We start from the raw sequence: 5,649 nt of genomic DNA on the forward strand, positions 1-5,649 counted from the left end.
CGCGTCCCGCTCCGCCGCCGTGATGGCGCCGATCCGAGCCGCGGCGTCGAGCGCGGCGAGCCGCCCCGCCGCGAAGGCCGCTTCCCAGCCGCCGATGCCGGCTCCGTCCCCGGCGACCGCGACGCGCGGGTCGCTCGACGCCCCGAAGCCGTCCACCACCGGGCGCCAGCAGGCCTGCGCCGCGTCCCAGGCATGGTCCAAGCCGATGGCGCGGGAGACATGGGTCGAGGGGATCACCCCCTCATGCAGCAGCAGCGTGTCGCAGGGGGCGCTGCCGCCATCCCAGGCAACGCGCGTGACGCGGCCCTCGCCCTCCGCCCGCAGGCCACGCGCGCCGCGGATCACGCGCACGCCGAGGCGCCTTGCCTCGGCCATCAGGGCGAGGCCTTTCGCGACCAGGCCCCGCCCGGCGACCAGGCCGGCACCCGCGCGGGCAAGCGCGGCCGCGACCGACACACGCCGCGTCTCCAGTACCAGCGGCGCAGCCCCGGCGCGGGCCAATTGCACGGCCAGCAGCCAGACGAGCGGCCCCTGCCCGGCCAGCACCGTGGCGCCCGACGGCACGAGGCCCCCGGTCTTGAGCAGGATCTGCGCCGCGCCGGCGGTCATGACGCCGGGCAGCGTCCAGCCCGGGATCGGCACCGGCCGTTCCTGCGCACCGGTCGCGAGCAGCACGCGGCGCGCGCGGACCTCCGAACAGCCTTCCGCATCGGCGAGCGACAGCAGGCCGTCCTCCGGGTCGAGGTGCCAGAGCGTGGTGGCCGGCCGGTATGTCGCGCCACTCGCGCGGAAGGCGGCGATCAGGGAAAGGCCCGGCGCGATCTCCGGCGCCACCGCGGGGTCGCGCGCGGCAGCCTCGGCGGCGCGGAACACCTGGCCCCCGGGGGCCGCGTTCTCGTCGATGACGAGCACGGCGAGGCCATGGACGCGTGCTTCCGCCGCCGCCGCCATGCCAGAAGGGCCGGCACCGACGATGGCGAGGTCGAATTCGGCGCTCATGCCGCGGGCTCCCGCGCGCCGTGCTGGCGTTCGATGCGCATGCCAGGGGCGACAGGGACCATGCAGGCCTGGCGGTTCGGCACGCCGTCGATGGTAGCGAGGCAATCGAAGCAGACGCCCATCTGGCAGAGCGGCAGGCGGGGGCTGCCCGTGACCGGCGTCTCCCGGATGGCGGGAAGGCCCGCGAGCAGCAAGGCGGCCGCGGCGCTCGTGCCGTCAGGGACCAGGATCTCGGCGCCTTCCACGAGCACCGGGATCGTCGCGGGGCGCGCTTCAGGCCGCGCGCGGAACATCGAAGCGCCGCGCGGTGAAGGGGTCGAGCATCGGGTCGAGCGCGCCGGCGGCGATCATCGGCGCGAGCAGCCGCGCATGAGCGCCGGCGAGCGTGACGCCCGAATGGCAGTTTGCCGTGAAGGCGCCGGGGAATCGATCGGACTGGTCGTAGATGGGCAGGCCGTCGGGCGCCATGACGCGCAGCGCGGACCAAGCGCGGACGATGGCAAGGTCGCCGATCCAGGGGAAGGAGAGTGCCGCGCGGCGCGCGATCTCCGCCATCACGGGCGGGGACTGCCGGGTGTCGAAGCCGACTTCCTCCATGCTGTCGCCGAGCATGATGGTGCCTTCCCCGGTTTGCCGCACAGTGGTGGTGGGCATGGGCAGGACGGGGCGCGCGCGTTCGGTCACCAGGATCTGGCCGCGCTGCGGGCGCACGGGCGTGGAAAGCCCGAAGCGCGGCGCGAGATCGGCATTGCCGAGCCCGGCGGCGAGGACGATCCGTGGCGCGGCGAAGGCGCCGGCGGGCGTCTCCACGCGGAAATCATGCGGGGCGGCGGCGGCTTCCGTGACCTTCGCCTCCGGCACATAGGCGCCGCCCTTGCCCACGAAGGCGCGGTGCAGCGCCTGCAGCAGCGCGAGCGGGCTCGCATGCCCGTCATAGGGCGTGAAGGAAGCGCCGACGACGGAAGGACCGAGGCCGGGGAGCATCTCCCGCAGCTCGGGCGCGCGGATCATGCGGTAGTCGAAGCCGTGGTTGCCGGCTTCGGCCTGCATCCGCGCCATCTTCTCCGCGCGATCCTCGAATTCCGCCTCGCTGAGGCAGAGATGGACGCCGCCCGGCTGCTGGAGCGCGAGGTCGAGACCGGTGCGCTGCGCGAGATCCGCCGCGAGCGAAGGCCATTCGCCCGCCGAGCCGCGCGTCCAGCGCTGGTACCAGGGCGCGCCGAGCCCCTTGGACTGCACCCAGACCAGCCCGAAATTGCCGCGGGAGGCGCGATGCGCGAGGTCGCCCTCATCCAGCAGGACCGTGTCGAGGCCCGCATCGCGCAGGCCGAGCGCGATGGCCGCGCCGACAAGGCCGCCGCCGATGACGATGGCGTCGCTCCGCCGCGCGGTCATGCCGCCGCCTTGCGCGGCAGCGTCACGATGCCCGGCAGCGCGGCAAGGCGCGCGACCCAGTCCGCGACGCCGGGCCAGCGCGACAGGTCGAAGCCGCCCTCATCCGCCACATGCGTGTAGGCGAACAGGGCGAGGTCCGCGATGGTCGGTCCCGCATCCGTCAGCCAGTCATGCGCGGCGAGGCGATGTTCCATGGCATCGAGCGCGCGGGCGCCGCCCTCGTCGCAGCGCTTCAGCCGCTCCGCCGCCTGCACGGCCGCCCCGAGATAGGCGCGGATATTGCGCGCGACGGCGATGTTGGGCTCGTGGCTGTACTGCTCGAAGAACAGCCATTCCATCACGCGGGTGCGCGGCAGGCCGGGGGCGGGGAGCCAGGGCGTGCCTTCCGCGACATGCAGCAGGATCGCGTTCGATTCCACGAGCACAGTGCCGTCGTCCAGTTCCAGCACCGGCACCTTGCCGAAGGGGTTGCGGCGGAGGAACTCCGGGGTGCGCGTCTCCCCGCCATTGGTGTCGACCTCGACCCAGCGGAACGGGGTGCCGGTCAGGCGCAGGATCTGCGCGACCTTCCAGCAATTGCCGGAAGGCGCCATGCCGTAGACGGTTGCCATGGTGGGAGGCTAGCCCCGGCCGTGGCGCCGGCGAAGCCCCTTTCCCGTTGACGCCCCGGCGCCGGGGCGCGAGCCTTCCGCGCCGCTGACAGGGAGGCCCCGATGAGCCCGCTCGACGCCCCGCGCGATCCGCGCAACAGCGACCTGGAGGCCGCGCTGATCGAGGCGCGGGAGGGATATTCCTCCGCGCGCCCGAAAAGTGCGGCGATCCACGCCAAGGCGCGGGAGGTGCTGGCCGGCGGCAACACCCGCACCGTGCTGTTCTACACCCCCTTCCCCACCGCCATGGTGCGCGGCGAAGGCGCCCGGGTGTGGGATGCCGACGGGCGGGAGTATCTCGACTTCTGCGGCGAATACACGGCGGGGCTGTTCGGACATTCCGAGACGCGGATCCTCGATGCCGTGAAGGCGGCGATGGACCGCGGCGTGAACCTCGCCGCGGTGGGCGAGAACGAAGGGAAGCTCGCCGCGCTCATCTGCGGGCGCTTCCCGTCCGTCGAGCAGGTGCGCTTCACCAATTCGGGCACCGAGGCGAACATCATGGCGCTGGCCGGCGCGCGGGGCTTCACCGGGCGGACGGAGGTGCTGGCCTTCCGCGGCGGCTACCATGGCGGCGTCTTCACCTTCCCGGTTGGCGTTGCGACCTCCCCGGTGAACTTGCCCATCCCGATGCGCTTCGCCGACTACAACGACGCCGAGGGCGCGGCGCGCGCCATCCGCGAGGCCGGGGACGCGCTGGCCGCCGTGATCGTGGAACCTATGCAGGGTTCGGCCGGCTGCATCCCGGCGAGCCACGAATTCCTCCAGGCGCTGCGCGACGCGACGAAGGAGACCGGCGCGCTGCTGATCTTCGACGAGGTGATGACGAGCCGGCACGGCTTCGGCGGCTTGCAGCAGCGCCTGGGCATCACGCCGGACATGACGACCTTCGGGAAGTACATGGCGGGCGGGATGTCCTTCGGCGCCTTCGGCGGACGGCGCGACGTGATGGCGATGTTCGACGGGCACCGGCCGGGCGCGATGCCGCATGCCGGCACCTTCAACAACAACGTGCTATCGATGGCGGCGGGCTGCGTGGCGCTCGGCGAGATTTTTGGCGCCGCCGAAGCCGAGGCGCTCTTCGCGCGCGGAGAGGCGCTGAAGGCAGCGCTCAACGCCGCCTGCGCGAAGCACGGCGTCGCGATGCATTTCACCGGCGCCGGGTCCATGCTGAGCCCGCATTTCCGGCCCGGCCCCCTCACCGCGCCCTACAAGGCGACGGTGGAGGAGGAGCAGATGCGCGAGCTGTTCTTCTTCGACATGCTGGCCGCCGGCCTCTATTTGGCGCGGCGCGGCATGGTGGCGCTGATGCTGCCCGTGACCGACGCGGATTGCGCCTGCTTCGTCGCGGCGGTGGAGGAGTTCTGCGCGGCGCGGCGGCCCATCCTCGCGCCCGCCTGATGCCGCCCTTCACCGTCAATCCCGGCCGCGTGGATCCCTACAAGGCGCATCGCTTCCGCGTGCTGTGGGATGGACGGCCGGTCGCCGGCATCAGCCGCCTCAGCGGCCTGTCGCGCAGCACCGAGGTGGTGCTGCACCGGGACGGCGGCGACGCCAACGCGCTGCGCAAGTCACCGGGACTGACGCGCTTCGAACCCATCACGCTCGAGCGTGGCATCACCCATGACGCGGACTTCGAGGCCTGGGCGAACCGCGTCCATGCCGCGGGGCGGGAGATGGCCCTCGGCGACTTCCGCAAGGACATCCGGATCGAATTGATGAACGAGGCCGGGCAAATCGTGCTCGCCTGGATGGTGTTCCGCTGCTGGCCGTCCCGCTACGCCCCGCTGCCCGAACTCGACACCGGCGCGAGCATGGTCGCGATCGAGACGCTCGTGCTCGAGCATGAGGGCTGGGAGCGCGACACGGCGGTGCAGGAGCCCGCCGAGCCGCGCGGCGCCGGCTGAACCCTACCGCCCGCCGCCCACCGGCAGGCAGGCCGCCGTGACATAGGAAGCGGCGTCGGAGGCGAGGAACAGGATGCATTCCGCCACCTCCTCCGCCCGCCCCGCACGGCCCATCGGCACGCCGGGAGCAAGCCGGCCGACGCGGTCCGGCTGGCCCGAGGCGGCGTGGATCTCGGTATCGATCAGGCCGGGGTTCACCGCGTTCACCCGCATCCCCTCCTGCGCCACTTCGCGCGCGAGGCCGATGGTCAGGCTGTCCACCGCGCCCTTGCTCGCCGCGTAGTGGACCCATTCCCCGCCGCTGCCGAGTTCCGAGGCACGGGAGGAGACGTTGACGATCACGCCCCCCGCCCCGCCGCGCTTCGTCGACATGCGCCGCACCGCTTCCCGGCAGGACAGGGCGAGGCCGATCACGTTCGGCTCGAACACGCCGCGCCAATCGGCCTCGGTCGTATCCGCGAGCAGAATCTTGCCCCCCGTGATGCCCGCATTGTTCACCACCGCGTCGATGCGGCCGAATTCACGCTGCGTGGCGTCGTAGGCGGCGATGATGTCGGCCTCCCTCGCCGCGTCGCCGGGCAGCAGCAGCACGCGCGCGCCGGCGGCGCGGCAGGCGGCGGCCGTCTCCTCCGCCCGCGCGGCCTGGCTGCGGTAGGTCAGCGCCAGATCCCAGCCGCGCGCGGCGGCGAGCCTGGCGG

At 72.9% G+C, this 5,649-nt stretch carries 7 protein-coding genes; 2 read left to right on the forward strand and 5 right to left on the reverse strand.

The features are described from left to right. The 4 genes from HW577_RS19410 to HW577_RS19425 form a co-directional block, all read right to left on the reverse strand. Window positions 1-999 (reverse strand): NAD(P)/FAD-dependent oxidoreductase (locus HW577_RS19410; RefSeq protein ID WP_198377779.1); only part of this gene is annotated, 999 nt, incomplete at its 3' end. Next, window positions 996-1,292, reverse strand: a complete 297-nt coding sequence (locus HW577_RS19415) for a (2Fe-2S)-binding protein (RefSeq protein ID WP_198377780.1) — start codon at window positions 1,290-1,292, stop codon at window positions 996-998. The genes HW577_RS19415 and HW577_RS19410, both read right to left, overlap by 4 nt. Then, window positions 1,273-2,394, reverse strand: coding sequence for an NAD(P)/FAD-dependent oxidoreductase (locus HW577_RS19420; RefSeq protein WP_198377781.1), 1,122 nt, complete (start codon window positions 2,392-2,394; stop codon window positions 1,273-1,275). The genes HW577_RS19415 and HW577_RS19420 overlap by 20 nt, the downstream gene beginning before the upstream one ends. Then, a complete protein-coding gene (locus HW577_RS19425; RefSeq protein ID WP_198377782.1) occupies window positions 2,391-3,005 on the reverse strand; it encodes a glutathione S-transferase family protein in 615 nt (204 codons plus the stop codon). The genes HW577_RS19420 and HW577_RS19425 overlap by 4 nt, the downstream gene beginning before the upstream one ends. Window positions 3,006-3,107: 102 nt before the next feature. On the opposite strand from HW577_RS19425, the gene HW577_RS19430 reads away from it, so the two are divergent. After that, the gene (locus HW577_RS19430; RefSeq protein ID WP_198377783.1) at window positions 3,108-4,445 is read left to right on the forward strand and encodes an aspartate aminotransferase family protein; all 1,338 of its coding nucleotides are present in this window, start codon (window positions 3,108-3,110) and stop codon (window positions 4,443-4,445) included. Further along, entirely contained in the window at window positions 4,445-4,951 is a 507-nt protein-coding gene (locus tag HW577_RS19435) for a phage tail protein (RefSeq protein WP_198377784.1), read from the forward strand. The genes HW577_RS19430 and HW577_RS19435 overlap by 1 nt, the downstream gene beginning before the upstream one ends. A gap of 3 nt (window positions 4,952-4,954) precedes the next feature. Here the strand turns inward: HW577_RS19435 and HW577_RS19440 are convergent. Further along, window positions 4,955-5,649 (reverse strand): SDR family oxidoreductase (locus HW577_RS19440; protein WP_232475072.1); only part of this gene is annotated, 695 nt, incomplete at its 5' end.

The organism is Neoroseomonas rubea (assembly GCF_016106015.1).
GTDB classification, from domain to species: domain Bacteria; phylum Pseudomonadota; class Alphaproteobacteria; order Acetobacterales; family Acetobacteraceae; genus Neoroseomonas; species Neoroseomonas rubea.

Coding starts and splice junctions, on each gene's coding strand:
- HW577_RS19415 (WP_198377780.1), bottom strand. CDS start 1,292: ATGTTCCGCGCGCGGCCTGAAGCGCGCCCCGCGACGATCCCGGTGCTC.
- HW577_RS19420 (WP_198377781.1), bottom strand. CDS start 2,394: ATGACCGCGCGGCGGAGCGACGCCATCGTCATCGGCGGCGGCCTTGTC.
- HW577_RS19425 (WP_198377782.1), bottom strand. CDS start 3,005: ATGGCAACCGTCTACGGCATGGCGCCTTCCGGCAATTGCTGGAAGGTC.
- HW577_RS19430 (WP_198377783.1), top strand. CDS start 3,108: ATGAGCCCGCTCGACGCCCCGCGCGATCCGCGCAACAGCGACCTGGAG.
- HW577_RS19435 (WP_198377784.1), top strand. CDS start 4,445: ATGCCGCCCTTCACCGTCAATCCCGGCCGCGTGGATCCCTACAAGGCG.